Source organism: Flavobacterium undicola, assembly GCF_009909155.2.
Classification (GTDB): Bacteria; Bacteroidota; Bacteroidia; order Flavobacteriales; family Flavobacteriaceae; genus Flavobacterium; species Flavobacterium undicola.
Genome location: NZ_JAAAPM020000004.1, coordinates 169,506 through 186,128, shown reverse-complemented (window position 1 = coordinate 186,128; position 16,623 = coordinate 169,506). Strand labels below are relative to the sequence as shown.

The 16,623-nt window shown below is 33.0% G+C and carries 16 protein-coding genes; 4 read left to right on the top strand and 12 right to left on the bottom strand.

Features of this window, described 5'->3' with window-relative positions:
- Nucleotides 1-84: 84 nt before the first annotated feature.
- Nucleotides 85-2,745: an AsmA-like C-terminal region-containing protein gene (locus GTZ96_RS04195; RefSeq protein WP_161641335.1), complete on the top strand. Its 2,661-nt coding sequence runs from the start codon at nt 85-87 to the stop codon at nt 2,743-2,745.
- 111 nt (nt 2,746-2,856) lie between these two features.
- Here GTZ96_RS04195 and GTZ96_RS04190 read toward each other — a convergent pair whose 3' ends face one another.
- From GTZ96_RS04190 to GTZ96_RS04180, 3 genes are all read right to left on the bottom strand, one after another.
- Nucleotides 2,857-3,195, bottom strand: a complete 339-nt coding sequence (locus GTZ96_RS04190; protein ID WP_161641373.1) for a HepT-like ribonuclease domain-containing protein — start codon at nt 3,193-3,195, stop codon at nt 2,857-2,859.
- On the bottom strand, nt 3,188-3,484 hold the full coding sequence (locus GTZ96_RS04185) for a nucleotidyltransferase family protein (protein WP_161641334.1): 297 nt from the start codon (nt 3,482-3,484) through the stop codon (nt 3,188-3,190). The genes GTZ96_RS04190 and GTZ96_RS04185 overlap by 8 nt, the downstream gene beginning before the upstream one ends.
- Nucleotides 3,485-3,641: 157 nt before the next feature.
- Nucleotides 3,642-4,436: a DUF2797 domain-containing protein gene (locus tag GTZ96_RS04180; protein ID WP_161641333.1), complete on the bottom strand. Its 795-nt coding sequence runs from the start codon at nt 4,434-4,436 to the stop codon at nt 3,642-3,644.
- Between the two features lie 96 nt (nt 4,437-4,532).
- On the opposite strand from GTZ96_RS04180, the gene GTZ96_RS04175 reads away from it, so the two are divergent.
- From GTZ96_RS04175 to GTZ96_RS04165, 3 genes are read left to right on the top strand one after another with little or no spacing between them, the layout of a single operon-like run.
- Nucleotides 4,533-6,056, top strand: a complete 1,524-nt coding sequence (locus tag GTZ96_RS04175) for a GH3 auxin-responsive promoter family protein (protein WP_161641332.1) — start codon at nt 4,533-4,535, stop codon at nt 6,054-6,056.
- 16 nt (nt 6,057-6,072) lie between these two features.
- Nucleotides 6,073-6,699, top strand: a complete 627-nt coding sequence (locus GTZ96_RS04170; protein WP_161641331.1) for a hypothetical protein — start codon at nt 6,073-6,075, stop codon at nt 6,697-6,699.
- 47 nt (nt 6,700-6,746) lie between these two features.
- Entirely contained in the window at nt 6,747-7,229 is a 483-nt protein-coding gene (locus GTZ96_RS04165) for a GNAT family N-acetyltransferase (RefSeq protein WP_161641330.1), read from the top strand.
- Nucleotides 7,230-7,312: 83 nt separating this feature from the next.
- On the opposite strand, the gene GTZ96_RS04160 is transcribed toward GTZ96_RS04165, so the two are convergent.
- The 9 genes from GTZ96_RS04160 to GTZ96_RS04120 form a co-directional block, all read right to left on the bottom strand.
- Nucleotides 7,313-7,843 (bottom strand): SRPBCC family protein, encoded by a 531-nt coding sequence (locus tag GTZ96_RS04160; RefSeq protein ID WP_161641329.1) that lies wholly within the window; start codon nt 7,841-7,843, stop codon nt 7,313-7,315.
- A 2-nt stretch (nt 7,844-7,845) separates the two neighbouring features.
- Nucleotides 7,846-8,280 carry a VOC family protein gene (locus tag GTZ96_RS04155; protein WP_161641328.1) on the bottom strand — a complete coding sequence of 145 codons (435 nt, stop codon included), beginning with the start codon at nt 8,278-8,280 and terminating at the stop codon, nt 7,846-7,848.
- 97 nt (nt 8,281-8,377) lie between these two features.
- Nucleotides 8,378-8,785, bottom strand: a complete 408-nt coding sequence (locus tag GTZ96_RS04150; protein ID WP_161641327.1) for a VOC family protein — start codon at nt 8,783-8,785, stop codon at nt 8,378-8,380.
- A 21-nt stretch (nt 8,786-8,806) separates the two neighbouring features.
- Nucleotides 8,807-9,208: an SRPBCC domain-containing protein gene (locus GTZ96_RS04145; RefSeq protein ID WP_161641326.1), complete on the bottom strand. Its 402-nt coding sequence runs from the start codon at nt 9,206-9,208 to the stop codon at nt 8,807-8,809.
- 111 nt (nt 9,209-9,319) lie between these two features.
- Entirely contained in the window at nt 9,320-10,558 is a 1,239-nt protein-coding gene (gene serB, locus GTZ96_RS04140; RefSeq protein ID WP_161641325.1) for a phosphoserine phosphatase SerB, read from the bottom strand.
- Between the two features lie 219 nt (nt 10,559-10,777).
- On the bottom strand, nt 10,778-12,682 hold the full coding sequence (locus tag GTZ96_RS04135) for an NHL repeat-containing protein (protein ID WP_161641324.1): 1,905 nt from the start codon (nt 12,680-12,682) through the stop codon (nt 10,778-10,780).
- 147 nt (nt 12,683-12,829) lie between these two features.
- Nucleotides 12,830-14,062 carry an ATP-dependent Clp protease ATP-binding subunit ClpX gene (gene clpX / locus GTZ96_RS04130; protein WP_161641323.1) on the bottom strand — a complete coding sequence of 411 codons (1,233 nt, stop codon included), beginning with the start codon at nt 14,060-14,062 and terminating at the stop codon, nt 12,830-12,832.
- An 80-nt stretch (nt 14,063-14,142) separates the two neighbouring features.
- Nucleotides 14,143-14,814, bottom strand: coding sequence for an ATP-dependent Clp endopeptidase proteolytic subunit ClpP (gene clpP, locus GTZ96_RS04125; protein ID WP_161641322.1), 672 nt, complete (start codon nt 14,812-14,814; stop codon nt 14,143-14,145).
- A gap of 342 nt (nt 14,815-15,156) precedes the next feature.
- Nucleotides 15,157-16,482 (bottom strand): trigger factor, encoded by a 1,326-nt coding sequence (locus GTZ96_RS04120; RefSeq protein WP_161641321.1) that lies wholly within the window; start codon nt 16,480-16,482, stop codon nt 15,157-15,159.
- Nucleotides 16,483-16,623 lie beyond the last annotated feature (141 nt).

Genomic DNA, 16,623 nt, shown 5'->3' with positions numbered 1-16,623 from the left:
TTTTCCTATGAGCTAATCTCCTATTTTTGTAATAGAGTATGCTCACAGCATACCTTCTTTATATAAAATAAACATTCCATAGCCATGTTAAAAAAAATAATACTAATCACAGCTGCTATCATCCTCTTATTTGCAGGATCTTTATTTGCAATTCCTTATTTTTTCAAGGATCAAATAAAAGCTAAAATCATTGCCGCTATCAATCAAAAAGTGGATGCCAAAGTCAGTTTTGCAGATGCCGATTTAAGTTTGTTTAAAAACTTCCCTAATGCTAATGTTACCATCGAAAAATTAGCCATTATCAACAAAGCGCCTTTTGAAGGAGATACTTTGCTTTCACTAGGCGAACTCAATTTAAAAATGTCAATTAAAGAACTTTTTAAAGGAGATAATGAACCCATAAATATTGACGGGATTAGCTCTAAGAATGGTTTAATCAATATTATTTTCAACAAAGATGGAATTGGGAATTATGATATTGCCATAAAAGACGACAAAACCTCTACTGATGAGTCTAAAAGCAAACCGCTTGCACTTAATATTCAGAATTACAAACTTGAAAATTTTCAGTTTAGATATTTTGACGAAAGTTCGAAAATAAAAATGCTTATCGACAGTCTAAACCATGAAGGAACTGGAGATTTTGCGGCTTCCAAATTAGATTTGGACACCAAATCAACAGCTAAAATAACTCTGGATATGGACAAGGTCAATTACATGAAAAATGTAGCCTTGACATTGGATGCCGTTTTAGGAATAGATTTAGAAAAAAGCAAATACACCTTCAAAGAGAACAAGGCTTTAATCAATCAATTACCATTAGAATTTGACGGTTTTATTCAATTAGTCGATGCTGGTCAAGAATACGACTTGAAATTTAAAACGCCTACTTCTTCCTTTAAAAACTTCTTAGGTGTTATTCCCGCTACTTATGCTGCCAATTTAAACAATGTCAAAACCACTGGTGATTTTACAGTAGCTGGTTTTGCCAAAGGATTGTATTCGGACACCACAGTACCTAAATTTAATATCGAAATCGCATCTAACAATGCCTCTTTTCAATATCCTAATTTGCCAAAATCAGTACAAAATATTATAATAGACACTAAAATCATCAATCAAACTGGCATTTTAAATGATACTTATGTCAACTTAGACAAGCTTTCCTTCCGCATTGATCAGGATGTTTTTAATGCCAAAGCCAATATCAAAAACGTCACTCAAAACGCCATTGTTGATGCCGCATTAAAAGGGACTATTAACTTAGGTAATTTATCTAAAGCCTACCCTATCAAATTGGACAAACCCCTAAGCGGAATTTTAAAAGCCGACGTGACTACTAAATTTGACATGCAATCGGTAGAAAAAAGCCAGTACCAAAACATTAATAATGCGGGTACAATGAGCTTGTCAGGATTTAAATACACCGACGAAAATGGCAAATCGATGAACATTAGCAACGCTGCGATTGTATTTAATCCGTCAAGGGTTAACTTAAAACAATTTAATGCTTCGACCGGAAAAAGCGATTTGAGCGTTACTGGAGTTTTAGAAAATTTCTATGGCTTCATATTTAAAAATCAAAACTTGCAAGGAAATTTCAACTTGACTTCAAATCAATTATCAGTAGATGATTTTGTGACTACTGAGGAAAAACCAAAAGCAGGAACTACAAATACAACAACCGACAATACAAAAACGAAGAAAACAGAGGCAATGAAAATCCCCGCTTTCTTGGATTGTACGCTTACGGCAAAAGCCAATACGGTTTTATACGACAATTTAATACTGAAAAATGTTTCCGGAAAATTAATTGTTAAAGACGAAAAACTAACAATGGAAAACATCAAAACTTCTATTTTTGGCGGTTCTATCGGATTAAATGGTGCGGTTTCTACCAAAGAAAAAACACCAACATTCAATATCGACTTAGGCTTAACTCAAGTAGACATTGCGCAGTCTTTTACCCAACTGGACATGCTTAAAAAATTAGCTCCTATTGCTGGAATTGTTAACGGTAAAATTAACTCTACCATTAAATTGAATGGAAATCTGGATGCAAACGAACTCACTCCCGATTTAAAAACCATCACAGGAGATTTATTAGGTCAGTTTCTTTCTACTACCATCAATTCAAGTAATTCGACCCTATTAACGGCGCTAACTTCAAACATCAAGTTCTTAGACATGAGTAAAATTAATTTGAACGATTTGAAAGCGGCTATTTCCTTCAAAGACGGAAAAGTAAACGTAAAACCTTTCAACATCAAATACCAAGATATTCAAGCAACCATTGGTGGGTCTCATGGTTTTGACCAAAGTATGAATTACAATATTAAATTCAATGTTCCCGCAAAATATCTTGGAACCCAAGCCAATGCTTTAATTTCTAAATTATCTGCTGCCGATGCTCAAAAACTGGAAAACATTCCTATTAATGCTATTTTAACCGGTAGTTTTTCGAAACCTAAAATCACAACCGATTTAAAAACTGCGGCTACGAATCTAACCAATCAATTGATTCAACAACAAAAAACTAAATTAGTTAACAAAGGAACCTCAGCCTTAACGGATATTATCAATAAAAACAAAAAAGCAGGAGATACTACTAAAACAACTATTCCTGCAACCAAGGCAGAAGCACAAGAAAAAGCCAAAGAACAGGTAAAAGCGAAAGCTTCTGACTTATTAAATGGTTTATTTAACAAAAAGAAAAAAGTTGTCGATACCACTAAAACGAATTAGCAATAATCTTTTTTAAACAAACAAGCCGTCTCAAATTTCACTTTGAGACGACTTGTTTATTTTTATCCAATACAAGTTAAAGATGACAGTTATAATTACTAACGTTAGTCTTTATCCTTTTGTTAGAAATTTAGAAATTTGTTTATGCATATCAGGAATTTTGTTTTTCATAACATCCCAAACTATTGTATAATTTACTCCCATATAATCATGGATTAACCTGTCTCGCATTCCTGCCATATTTTTCCATTGGATGGAATTCCATTTTTCTTTAAAGTCGGCTGAAATTTTCTTTGTAGCTTCTCCAATAATTTCTAAACTCCTTACTACAGCTCTTTTCAAAGTTTCATCTTCCACGAAATCTTCAAACAATAAGTTTTCGCTAACAGAAAGAATGTATGAACATTCATCCAGAATATGTCTAAGATATTCTTCTGGATCTTTAGACATATTGAACTTCATTTAGGATTTTAGGCCCAATATATGCACTCAAACCATTTTTAGTAACAACTTCGATTTTTTCGTTTTTGAATATTTTTTCAAACAAATCGTAAGCTGCCATATAGTTATCAAAGTTTTCCTTTTCAGGTTCAAAATCTATCAACAAATCAATATCACTCTCGCTCGATTGTTCATTACGAATGTATGAACCAAATAAACCAATATTTCGAATACCTAATTTCGAAAATTTTAGCTTATTCAATTTTAGCGTTTTTAATATATTTTCTTTAGTTGTCATTTGAAACTTTTTTCAAATATACGAAAGTTTAGCTTTTTGATAATCAAGAAATCAACAAATTAGCCCCAATATCAGTTCGTATAAACAAAAACTAAACTGCGTTTTTAATTAATTTATGAGGAAAAGATAACTACAATAAATTCTTTTTTAAATCCTCTTAAACCTCAATACTCACCACATAACCTTCCGAACCTCGGATATTAAAAACAGTGCCATCTTCAAACAACAAATACTGCCCTTTTATCCCAGTTAATTTTCCTTCGAAATGAGGTGTTTTATCTAAACTCAGACTTTTTACTTTAGCTGGATATTGTAAAACGGGATATTCCATTTGGTACAAATCATTTTTATCCGAATAAAAATATTCCTGAACTTCAGCCGGAATTAAATCCTGCAACTTCAATCGTTCGGCAACCAAATCTACTGCTTCTATATCATTCGTTAACATTTTACGCCAATTGGTTTTATCAGCATAATGATTCTTCAAAGCCACCTCGGTAATCCCCGCCAAATAACGATTAGGAACTTCCACAATAGCTATCGCCTCATTAGCACCTTGATCAATCCATCGTGTAGGGACTTGTGTTTTTCTGGTCACACCCACTTTTATCTCACTCGACAAGGCGAGATAAACAATATGAGGTTGCAATTGGACTTTTTCTTCATAAGCCAAATCTCTATCTGCAATCCCTAAATGTGCCGTACTCAACTCAGGTTTCATAATCCAATCGCCCACAGCAGCACTGGAATAAAAGCAATCATAACAAAAACCCTGTCTGAATATTTTTTTCTTTTTTCTACAATTCAAACATTGGAAACCTACAAAATTAATGGCAATGTTTTTATCTAACAGCTGGTTTACATTCAAAAAACTACTCTCAAAAACCAAGTAGTATTGAATCGGGTTTCCGTATTCGGTTTCCATTTTAGTAAGTACTCCTTCGTATTGCATTAAGATTAGTTTTTAAAGTTTGATGTTTCGTAAATTTTCCTATTTTTGGTAAAGTTATTATTCCTAAGGTAAATTTCATAACCCTATTTTTTAAAAATGCCAACACAGCTCATCAATACATTTGCTTCCTGGGTTTTAAAACAACGAATCCATCAGATTGAACTTTTCTTGAAATACCCAAATGAGGTTCAGGAAGAGCTACTTATGAATTTGATTGCTGCTGCAAAAAACACGGTATTGGGTAAAAAATATGATTATGCTTCCATAAATTCCTATACTACTTTTGCAGAAAGAATTCCGATTTCTACTTACGAAGAATTACAACCTTTAATTGAAAGAACCCGCCAAGGAGAACAGAATGTTTTTTGGGAGTCGCCTATCAAATGGTTTGCAAAATCAAGCGGTACTACCAATGCGAAAAGCAAATTTATTCCAGTAAGCAATGAAGCGCTCGAAGATTGTCATTACAAAGGCAGCAAAGATTTATTGTGTTTGTACCTAAGCAACAATGAAAACTCTGAGCTTTTTACAGGCAAAAGTTTACGTTTGGGAGGAAGTTCCCAAATCTATGAAGACAACAACAGTTTTTTTGGTGATTTATCGGCAATATTGATTGAGAATATGCCTATTTGGGCCGAATTCAGCAGTACTCCCAGCAATAGAATTTCGTTAATGAGCGAATGGGAATCTAAAATGGCTGCCATTATCAACGAAACCAAAAGAGAAAATGTAACCAGTTTTGCCGGTGTTCCTTCCTGGATGTTGGTTTTAATGAACAAAATGCTCGAAGAAACAGGCAAAGGGAATTTATTCGAAATTTGGCCAAACCTGGAAGTGTATTTCCATGGTGGTGTGAGTTTCAATCCGTACCGCGAACAATACCAAAACTTACTTCCTAAAAAAGAATTTAAATATTACGAAATATACAATGCCTCCGAAGGCTTTTTTGCCATTCAGGATTTAAATCATTCCAGTGATTTATTGTTGATGCTGGACTACGGAATTTTCTATGAATTCATACCAATGGATACTTTTGGGACAATGAATCAAAAAACTATCCGCCTGGCCGATGTAGAATTGAATAAAAATTATGCCGTTGTAATTACTACTAATTCGGGTTTATTTCGCTATTTAGTAGGAGATACAGTGCGTTTTACTTCGCTAAATCCATTCCGAATTAGAGTTACCGGAAGAACCAAACACCACATCAATGTTTTTGGTGAAGAATTAATGGTCGAAAACACCGATCAAGCCTTAGCTAAAGCCTGTCAAATCACTCATGCCGAAATAGTCGATTATACGGTAGCCCCAATTTTCATGAAAGAAAAAGAAAAAGGAGCACACGAATGGATGATTGAGTTCAAGAAAAAGCCTGCCGATATGATAGTTTTCCAAAAAGCATTGGACGAAACTCTACAATCATTAAATTCCGACTACGAAGCCAAACGTTACAACAACATGACGCTAAACCCTTTGGTTATCAATGTGGCCAGAGAAAATTTATTTTATGATTGGCTAAAAGACAACAATAAATTAGGCGGTCAACATAAAATTCCGAGATTATCAAATGAAAGAGATTATCTAGAACAGTTGAAAAATATGCAACTAGTGCATCAATAAAAAAAACCATATCATAATGGAAAATGTTTGGAATAAAATACCTCTTGAAGATTATGAACTTCATATGCAACATAAATCTGTTGGACAATTACACTTACTCAGCAATTTAACTAAAAAATATTTGGAAAAACTATGTCCCAAAACAGTCCTTTTTTTAGGAATTGCAGGAGGAAATGGATTGGAGTATATTGACAATAGTGTTACTAATCAAGTTTTTGGAATCGACATAAATCAAAACTATCTCAACGAAACGAAAAAGCGATTCAAAGACCAAATTCCAAATCTAAATCTGATTAACATTGACATATCTTCAAGCAAAAATGAAAAAATAACTAAAGCCAATTTAATTTGGGCAGCATTAATTTTTGAATATGTTGAAACAGATACTTGCTTTGAATTTATCAATAGTAACATTTCAGAAAACGGACAGTTAATTATAACTATTCAGGAAAATAATGGAGTAAGTTCTGTCAGTCAGACAGGAATAGAAACAATTAAATCAGCAGGACAAATATTTAAGCTAATTTCTGAAAGTGATTTATTATCAAGTGCTAAAAAATTCGGATTTTGTAAAATTGACTTCGAGGAAAATATATTACCAAACAAAAAATCGTTAAAAACATATACTTTCATAAAGAAATAGAAATTACTTTTTTTGACTCAACTGAAAATTCACATTAAACAAAAGTAATGAACCATACAGACAATATTATAATTCGACTTGCTGGCTCACAACAAGAATTTGACGATGCGATTGAATTATTTAAAGAATATGCAAAAGCTATTAATTTTGATGCTGGATTTAAAAATTTCAATGAAGAACTAACATCTTTGAGTATTCACTATTCTGCACCAAATGGATGTCTACTATTAGCTTATAAAAACAATGAAGCGATTGGTTGTGTAGCAGTTAAAAAAACACAACAAGAAACTGCTGAATTAAAAAGATTCTATGTCAAGCCTGAATTTCGAAAATTTAAAGTTGGAGCGAGACTTTTAGAAACAGCTGTAGAAAATGCAAAACAATTACAATTTCATTACCTGCGTTTGGAAGTAATCCCTACTTTAACAAGAGCTAAAGAACTCTACTATTCGTTCGGATTCTATTCAATTGAACCATATCAGCCCGTAGCTTTGGAAGGCACAGCATACATGGAAAAAAAACTTATTTAAATCATAAACACACAAGTACGATAAGATTATCGCACTCGTGTGTAACTCTATATTTTTATTCAATTATCTAAACTGAAACAGAATTATTCTTCTAAAATCTTCTTCAAATTAGCCAAATTTTGCGTCTGTGCATCTGTTATAAATTTCTTCCCTATCAGTGACATTAAATTCATTGGATAAGCGGCATGACCATAAAATTCAGCTGTAACTTTTGTTTGATTTTCTGAAACTGCCTCTACAATTGTAGCGGCTTTATCATCGCCTTTCATTGGTCGTTCAAAATGCAAATCAACATCAATTCGTCCATCAGAAATAGCTACAATTTGTTGTGATCCTTCGCCCACATTATCATCCTTACTATTCCATGAAGCCTTAAAACCTGTTGTACCGTCTGTCCCTTGGTAATCCATAACCACATTAGGATCTTGCATTACCCAAACACTGTACTTTTCCTGATTTTTAATATTTTTCACATAATCAAAAACCTCGGCTTTTGGCTTATTAATAGTGGTTGAAACCGAAACCGTATAATCATTTGGGATAAATAAAGCTACTAGTAAAAGCAAAGCTACTAAGGCTAAAATTCCAAATACTATTTTTTTAATGATTCTCATACTTATTGTTTTTCGTTTTTATCAAAATTCACCATCCAGTTTATCCCAAATTTATCGGTAAACATTCCAAAATAAGCACCCCAAAAAGTATCAGCCATCGGCATATAAGCATTTCCTCCTACTGACAATCCGTTAAAAATTCGATCGGCTTCGTCTTTACTTTCCACATTAATAGAAATAGATACATTTCCACCAAAAACCACATCGCCACTAGCCGAATTACTATCACTTCCCATCAAAACAGCGTGGCCAATAGGCAAACAAACGTGCATGATTCTATTCCCCTCCTCTTCGGATAATTCAGGAGTATTGTCTCCCGCAGGCATGTCTTTAAACTTTCCAATGTATGGAAATTCGCCACCAAAAACTGATTTGTAAAACAAAAAGGCTTCTTCGCAGTTACCGTTAAAAATTAAATAAGGGTTGATTGTTGCCATAATTCTAATTTTAAATTATTGATTTATTTATTCTTCTGAAAGTTCCTTTACTATCGCTAATGCCTTTAAAAATGTAGTGTTTTCATATCCGTATGAATTAAGACAATTTACTAAAATCCATATACAGCACACCCCAACGATGCCCATCTAAATCAGCAAAACCACAACCATACATCCAGCCCTGACTCAAAGCCGGTTTTGAAAAGACTGTTCCTCCAGCTTCCTCAACCTTATAGGCGATTGCATCTACTTCTTCCCAACTTTCAGCATCTATCGAAATTAACATTTCTGAACTTTGCTGTGTATCGGTTATTTTATTTTTTATAAACTCCTGAAAGGTTGTTTGTTCAAAAAGCATGATGACAAAATTATTTCCCCCAACCAACATACAGGTAGAATATTCTGTATCATGTTCCTCGTTAAAAGAAAAACCAAGTTTAGAAAAAAACATCTTGGATTGCTTAATATCTTTTACCGGAAGATTAAGCCATATTTGTTTAGTCATCTTTATTGAATTTATATCGGATTAGTTTTCAACGTACTTTTTGAAATTATCTAATATAGCCTGCCATCCCTGATGTTGTAACTCTTCTGAATTTACTGATTCCGGCTCAAAATATTCCCTTATTTCAAATCCATCTTCCTGCTCCTCAAAAACAACAATGACCATCCTGCCGTCTTCGATACTATAAGCAATTAATTTTTTGTCTAGAATAGCCGAATAAGTACCTACAAAGTCAAAACTCATTGTTCCATCTTTGGAAGCCATAGTGTATTTGAATTTCCCTCCTACTTTCAAATCATTCTCTGCATAAGGTGTATGCCAATCTTCTGAAGCTGCATTCCAGCTTGTAATATGCTCAGGCGATGTCCACAAACTCCAAACCTTTTCTATGGGAGCTTGAATTTTAGTTTGTACTGTTATCATTGTGCTCTATTTAAGTCCGTATTATAAAAATACGATTTTAAATTAAACGCCATAAAAAAACCTTAGTTCAAAATCAGAACTAAGGTTTCTTAAATGTTATTATTATGTTGTTTAAATTTCGTCCATCATATCGATGTGCCTGTCGTGGTAGCCTAATAAGTATAAAACACCATCAAGACCCAAACTCGAAATAGAAGTAGCTGCGCTTTCTTTTACCGTAGGTTTAGCATGAAAAGCAATTCCTAATCCAGCTAAATTAATCATTGGTAAATCGTTCGCTCCATCACCCACAGCAATAGTTTGATTGATGTGAATGCCTTCTTTTTCGGCAATAGCTTTCAAATATTCGGCTTTCTTTTGACCATCAACAATTTCGCCAATATATTTACCTGTTAACTTACCGTCTTTAATTTCCAATTCATTGGCATGAACATAATCAATACCTAATTCTTTTTGCAAATAATTTCCAAAATAAGTAAATCCTCCTGATAAAATAGCGGTTTTATAACCGTAATATTTCAAGGCTTTCATCAATCGGTGCGCTCCTTTTGTTATTGGCAAATTGATAGCCACATTGTGCAACACATCTTCACTTAAACCTTCTAACAAAGCCATACGTTTCTTAAAGCTTTCGCTAAAATCAATCTCACCATTCATCGCCGATTCAGTGATGGCTCTTACTTGCTCACCAACACCTGCCAATTCGGCTAATTCATCAATTACTTCGGTTTGAATCAATGTAGAATCCATATCGAAACAGACTAAACGACGGTTTCTTCTATAAATGTTATCTTCCTGGAAAGAGATATCAACGTCTAAGGTTCTGGAAATTTCCATAAAACTAGCCGTCATAACAGTCTTATCTACAATTTCTCCGGAAACGGACAATTGCACGCAAGAACGAGGATATACTTCTGTTTCAACAATCGAAGTTCTTCCAGTTAATCTTTTTATGGAATCAATATTTAAATTTTGGTCGGACATTATTTTAGTCACAGCAGCCAGTTGTACCGCAGCCAATGTTTCCCCTAAAATATTAATGATATAGCGTTGTTTAGATTGGGCTTTTACCCATTTTTCGTAATCAGCAATAGTAATTGGAATAAATTTTACTTTAATCCCTAATTCATACGCTTTAAACAACAAGTCTTTTAAAACAGGTGCTGAAGAAGAACCTGCTTCGATTTCGAACAAAATCCCTAACGAAAGTGTATCGTGAATATCAGCTTGTCCAATGTCTAAAACAATGGCATTATACGTTGCCAACACTGATGTTAAACCAGCAGTTACCCCTGGTTTATCCTGACCAGAAACTTTTAATAAAATAATCTCTTTATCCTCAATTGCCATTTTTAATCTATATTGATTTTAGAAGCGACAAAAATCGACAATATATTGCGTATAAAAAAACAGATTTTGTGTTTTTTACAAAGAGATAACCTTCTTTTATTTAATTCTAAAAAATCTATTTATTTAAAATCTTCAAAAGACATATTTCTTCAAAATTATCTCTCTTATCAATAATTCCAAAACTAAGGTTTTGTCTATCAAAACAAGAAAAACTCAACATCATTTTAATTTAGATATCTGGTTATCATACTTGTCAAAAACATAAATCTCATTCTTGAAAGCTTCAATTTTTAATGTATTAGTATATTCACTAAAATTATGATTCTTGTTTTTCCCCAAAGAAGATTCCTCAAGAAAAATTTCTGAATCCAAATTCAAATCCATTTTGATTATTCTAGTTCTATTTCTATCGGTAACATACAGATTTCCTAAATTATCAATAGTTATATTCTCTGGCTCATCAAAGAAAATATAATTATTAGCAACAATTATTTCTGTTTTATTATCCTTTGATACTTTTACAATTCTATTATTATTAGAGTCACAAATAAATAAATTATCATTTTTATCCATAGCAAGTCCAGCTGGTCCATTAAGTTTTACCGATAAATTAAACTCAATTATGTTTCCTAATGAATCAAACCTAAACACCTTATTCTTAACATTATCAGAAACATATAGATTATTTTGAGAATCAAAAACCAAATCGTTCCACCTTCCGATTTCTAAATTTTTACTTTTAGGATCTATAAAGACAGAAGACGTACCATTAGCATCTATTTTTTTAACACATACTTCTTTCCAGTCTCCATCTACAACATACAGATTTCCAAAACTATCAATTGCTACTGCTTCTGTATTAATAAAACTTGTATTTTGTGCTACACCAACTGTCCTACCATATTTACCATTTCCCGAAAAAGTACTTACTAAACCTTTTTCTGAAATTTTTCGAATGACTCTATTTCCTTTCTCTATAACATAGAGATTACCATTCGTATCAAAAACACCATCATATGGATAATTGAACGTGGCCTCATTTATAATTCCATTTCTACAATTTCCATTTTTTTCACCTATTTTGGTTATTTGAGAATCTTTATTTATAATATTTATAAAATCTTTTGAAGGAATTATTACATTGTCATATTCATCAACTGTAATTTTCATTTGAAAAGAATAATCTTGTGAAGCCAAGATATTACTTTTTAATGTTTTTATTAATTTTCCTTGTTTATCAAACACATACAGTATTTTATCAGAACTATCAAATACTAAAACAAATCCTTTATTACTTACGGCAATTGATGAAGGCCATTTAATTATTCCTTTGGGAATAAAAGTTGTAATCAATCCGTCAGTGCCTAATTTTTTTATTTTTCCATTTACTTGATCTACAATATAAAGTTCTTGTTCATTATTTAATTCTATATCAGAAATTTGATTAAAAAGAGATTCAAGTGCTTTTCCTTGCTTATCTCCACCTTGATCACCTCCAGCAATAGTTGTTACTTTTCCATCAAGACCAATTTTTCTGATTTTATTTTTATCTGCCACATATATTTCATCATTTTTATTTACAACTAAACTTGAAATAAATTTAAATGATGCCGTTTCTTTGGCGCTATCTACTCCACCATCAATCCAACCTGGAGAATATTTCCCAGCAAAATGTGTAACATTTCCAAAATTGTCAATTTTTTTTATTTGATTATAATTTACCGAAACGTAAATATTTTTTTTACTGTCAACAGTAATATTTTCTGGATTATTTAATGAAGCTTTAGTATATTGTCCTGCTATATTCTCTTTTTGACCGTTCCCAACATAAGTTGTAATCTTATTGTCTTTAATCTGCCTAATTAGATTATTATTTGTGTCGGTTAGTAATATGCTCCCTTTATAATTAATAGCACTTGATGCAACGTTAAAAGAGGCATCGTTAATTCCATATATCCCAGAGTAATTTATAATTTGAGTTGACCTCGATGGTTTTATATTATTTCCTGATACTTTTTCAATAAGATTTATTTTGTTTGTTGTGTTGGCTTGTGTGTTCTTTTTGACAGATGAACAACTTGCGATAACAAGGATTACTATAGAGACTGAGATTTTTTTTATCATAAATTTTCTTAATTATAATGAATTGAAACACCTTTCAAATATATAAAACTTTTCTTATCCACATTTAAATCATTGACATAAACAAACAAAGCCCAAAAACGAATGTTTTTGAGCTTTGTTTTATTTTGATTTGATCTTGAAATTTAACTAAGAAGCAATTTCTAAACGCTTCAATAAATTTTTATTCAAAGTTTCCTTAGCATAATCTACATCAATTTCTAATATTTTATCATCAGAACTTGGTAATTCATACATTGCATCAGTTAAGATAGCCTCACAAAGCGAACGCAATCCACGAGCTCCTAATTTGTATTCTAATGCTTTATCCACAATAAAATCCAAAGCATCATTGGTGATAGTGAATTCCACATCATCCATTAAGAACAACTTTTGGTATTGTTTGATTAACGCATTTTTAGGCTGCGTTAAAATAGCTCTTAATGTTTCTCTATCTAAAGGATCCATGTGAGTCAACACTGGTAAACGACCAATGATTTCCGGAATCAATCCAAAATCCTTGATATCTTTTGGGATAATGTATTGCAATAAGTTTTCCTTGTCAATATTATCCACATTTTTTGAAGTAGAATACCCAACCGCTTGACGATTCAAACGCTTAGAAATAATTCTTTCTACTCCATCAAAAGCACCACCAGCAATAAACAAAATGTTTTGGGTGTTTACTTCCACAAATTTTTGGTCTGGATGCTTACGTCCTCCTTTTGGTGGTACGTTTACAACCGTTCCTTCTAATAATTTCAATAAGGCTTGTTGCACACCTTCTCCTGAAACATCACGAGTGATTGATGGATTATCGCTTTTACGGGCAATTTTATCTATCTCGTCAATAAATACAATTCCGCGTTCAGCTTTAGCCACATCATAATCAGCAGCCTGTAAAAGACGTGTTAAAATAGTTTCAACATCTTCTCCTACATAACCCGCTTCAGTAAGTACCGTAGCATCTACGATAGCCAAAGGAACATCTAACATTTTAGCAATAGTTTTTGCTACTAATGTTTTTCCAGTTCCTGTTTGTCCCACCATGATGATGTTACTTTTTTCAATCTCTACCTCATCGTCCAGTTGCTGTTGCATCAAACGCTTGTAGTGATTGTACACCGCCACCGACATTACTTTTTTAGTTTGGTCTTGTCCAATTACATATTGATCCAGGAAAGCTCTAATTTCTTTTGGTTTTTGCAAAATCAAATCACCAACTAATTTTGAACTTCCGCTTGATTTCAATTCTTCAAGAACAATTCCGTGAGCTTGTTCGATACACTTATCGCAAATGTGCGCATTTATTCCAGCAATCAATAAATTGGTTTCTGGCTTTTTCCTTCCACAAAACGAACATTCTAATACTTCTTTTGCCATCTTTTATAGTTCGAAGATGGAGGTTGGAAGTTGGAAGTTAGGAGTTTTTCCCAGCTTCCAGCTTCTGACTTCCATCTAAATTATCTCTTTAAAACCTCATCAATCATTCCGTATTCTTTTGCTTCTTCGGCAATCATCCAGTAGTCACGCTCACTATCATTGTGTACTTTCTCAAAAGTTTGTCCTGAATGGTGAGAGATAATTTTATATAACTCATCTTTCAGTTTCAACATTTCGCGTAAGTTGATTTCCATATCAGTTGCAACTCCTTGTGCTCCTCCTGATGGCTGGTGAATCATTACTCTTGAATGTGGTAAAGCCGAACGTTTTCCTGCTGCACCTGCACACAACAATACTGCTCCCATAGAAGCTGCCATTCCTGTACAAATTGTTGCTACATCAGGTTTGATGTATTGCATGGTGTCATAAATTCCTAATCCTGCGTAAACACTTCCTCCTGGAGAGTTCAAATAAATTTGAATATCCTTAGAAGCATCAGCACTTTCTAAGAAAAGCAATTGCGCTTGAACGATGTTTGCAATTTGATCATCAATTCCTGTACCTAAGAAAATGATTCTATCCATCATCAACCTTGAGAAAACGTCTAATTGTGAAATATTCAACTGACGTTCTTCAATAATATATGGAGTCATATTAGTAGGATTCATTGCCGCAACGATTTTATCGTAATACATGGCGTTTACTCCTTGGTGCTTTGTAGCAAACTTTTTAAATTCTTTACCGTAGTTCATATTTATTTGTTCTAAGTTTTACGTTATATCTCGTTCTGTTCTACTTGTACAAAGGTTATACCTCTTTACAAATAGTGCCATTATGTCTTGTTTTTTAGCCCAGATAGCAGCGAAAAGCTTTTTGAAATCCGTTTTTTAGTTTTTTTATTCTTGCAAAGCGACCGAAGGAAGCTTTTTCAAGAATTTTAAAAAACTGAAACGGATAAAAAAACTTGTAGCGTATAGCTGGATTTTGCTCCTGAAACAATTAAAAACAAAAGAGCGTCAAAAAAAACTTCTGACGCTCAAATATAACTATTTTTTTAACTTTTGGCTAATGCCTACAGCTATTCCCGAAATTATTTATTCTCCGTAAGAAGCAGCAATAAATTCTTCGTAAGTCACTTCTTTAGTTGTTGGATTTGCTTTTTCTTTGAACAATTCCAATAATTTTTCAGCAACTACCTGATCAGAAAGTCTTTTTACTTCGTCTTGGTTAGACAAAACTCTAGCTACAATTCCTTGAACTTCTTCGTCCGAAGGATTTGTTTGACCGAATTGTGCCATTTGCTGACGGATATTTTTAGCTGTAAAAGTTTTTAAGTCTTCAAAAGTGATTTTGATATCATTTTGAGCCAATGCTTTTCCTTCGATTAATTGGAAACGCAATCCTTTTTCAGAACGTGCATATTCTACTTCAGCTTCTTCTGGAGTTAATTTTTTCTCTCCTACAGTTTGCAACCATTTTTTAAGAAATTCAGAAGGCAAGTCGAATTTTGTGTTTTCGATTAAAAACTCAGTAACGTCACCTAATAATTTTTGGTCTGCTTGTTGAGCAAATTGAGTTTCAGCATCTTCTTTGATTTTTCCTTTCAAATCTTCCAATGAAGCTACTTTTCCTTCTCCGAACAATTTGTCGAACAATTCCTGGTTCAATTCCGCTGGCTCAGAAACAGTAATTGCTTCGATAGTGAAATCTACATCAACAGCTAAACCGTGAACGTTATCATGACCTACTTTTAAGTAATCCATCAATTGGTGATCGTCTTCAAATAAACCGCTAGTGTTTACAGTAACTACATCCCCAACTTTTTTACCGATGAATTTATCAGCAGTAGCTTTGTCTTTGAAAATATCTAAAGTGATAGTAGTTGTGTTACCAATTCCTTCCGCTTCGTTAGTAAAGATTCCTTTGATGTCAGAAGTAGCTTCAACAGCTTCCTGAGGAATTGCAGTACCAAATTGTTTTTGGATACGAGCTACTTGACCGTCGATTAATTTATCATCAGCAGTAACTACATATTTTACGATATCGTTTTTAGCATCTAAGTCTAATTCGAAGTTTGGCACTAAACCAATTTCGAATTCAAAAGTCAATTCTTCAGCAGACCAATCCAAGTTTTCACTCACTTTAGGAAGTGGAGTTCCAAGAAGATTTAATCTTTCAGTTTGAATATAACGCTCTAAAGCCAAGTCAACTACTTTCTTAATCTCTTCTTGCTTAATTTCTCTTCCGTATTGTTTTTCAACTAAATCTTTAGGCACAGCCCCTTTTCTAAATCCTTTTACTTGCGCTAAAGGCATTTTTTCGTTGATTCTTTTGGCTACTTGTCCTTTGTAATCCATGTGTACCACAGTCATTACAATGGTTTCAGTTACAGCATCAATTGCTACTCTTTTAATATCCATCTTCTTCTTTAATTTACATAATAAAATTGGCTGGCAAAATTATAAAATTTTCACAAGCCAACCAAGCTTTTTTATTTATTGAATTTCAAGGAGTTCAAGATCCTAAAGTCCAACTTATTTCCAACTATTTATTTGGGCGTG

Bases quoted from the DNA above. Each gene is read 5' to 3' on its own strand.
- clpX (WP_161641323.1), bottom strand. From the start codon at position 14,062: ATGGCAAAAGAAGTATTAGAATGTTCGTTTTGTGGAAGGAAAAAGCCA.
- GTZ96_RS04135 (WP_161641324.1), bottom strand. From the start codon at position 12,682: ATGATAAAAAAAATCTCAGTCTCTATAGTAATCCTTGTTATCGCAAGT.
- GTZ96_RS04170 (WP_161641331.1), top strand. From the start codon at position 6,073: ATGGAAAATGTTTGGAATAAAATACCTCTTGAAGATTATGAACTTCAT.
- GTZ96_RS04190 (WP_161641373.1), bottom strand. From the start codon at position 3,195: ATGTCTAAAGATCCAGAAGAATATCTTAGACATATTCTGGATGAATGT.
- GTZ96_RS04195 (WP_161641335.1), top strand. From the start codon at position 85: ATGTTAAAAAAAATAATACTAATCACAGCTGCTATCATCCTCTTATTT.
- GTZ96_RS04160 (WP_161641329.1), bottom strand. From the start codon at position 7,843: ATGAGAATCATTAAAAAAATAGTATTTGGAATTTTAGCCTTAGTAGCT.
- serB (WP_161641325.1), bottom strand. From the start codon at position 10,558: ATGGCAATTGAGGATAAAGAGATTATTTTATTAAAAGTTTCTGGTCAG.
- GTZ96_RS04185 (WP_161641334.1), bottom strand. From the start codon at position 3,484: ATGACAACTAAAGAAAATATATTAAAAACGCTAAAATTGAATAAGCTA.
- GTZ96_RS04150 (WP_161641327.1), bottom strand. From the start codon at position 8,785: ATGACTAAACAAATATGGCTTAATCTTCCGGTAAAAGATATTAAGCAA.
- GTZ96_RS04120 (WP_161641321.1), bottom strand. From the start codon at position 16,482: ATGGATATTAAAAGAGTAGCAATTGATGCTGTAACTGAAACCATTGTA.
- GTZ96_RS04180 (WP_161641333.1), bottom strand. From the start codon at position 4,436: ATGCAATACGAAGGAGTACTTACTAAAATGGAAACCGAATACGGAAAC.
- GTZ96_RS04175 (WP_161641332.1), top strand. From the start codon at position 4,533: ATGCCAACACAGCTCATCAATACATTTGCTTCCTGGGTTTTAAAACAA.
- GTZ96_RS04145 (WP_161641326.1), bottom strand. From the start codon at position 9,208: ATGATAACAGTACAAACTAAAATTCAAGCTCCCATAGAAAAGGTTTGG.
- clpP (WP_161641322.1), bottom strand. From the start codon at position 14,814: ATGAACTACGGTAAAGAATTTAAAAAGTTTGCTACAAAGCACCAAGGA.
- GTZ96_RS04155 (WP_161641328.1), bottom strand. From the start codon at position 8,280: ATGGCAACAATCAACCCTTATTTAATTTTTAACGGTAACTGCGAAGAA.
- GTZ96_RS04165 (WP_161641330.1), top strand. From the start codon at position 6,747: ATGAACCATACAGACAATATTATAATTCGACTTGCTGGCTCACAACAA.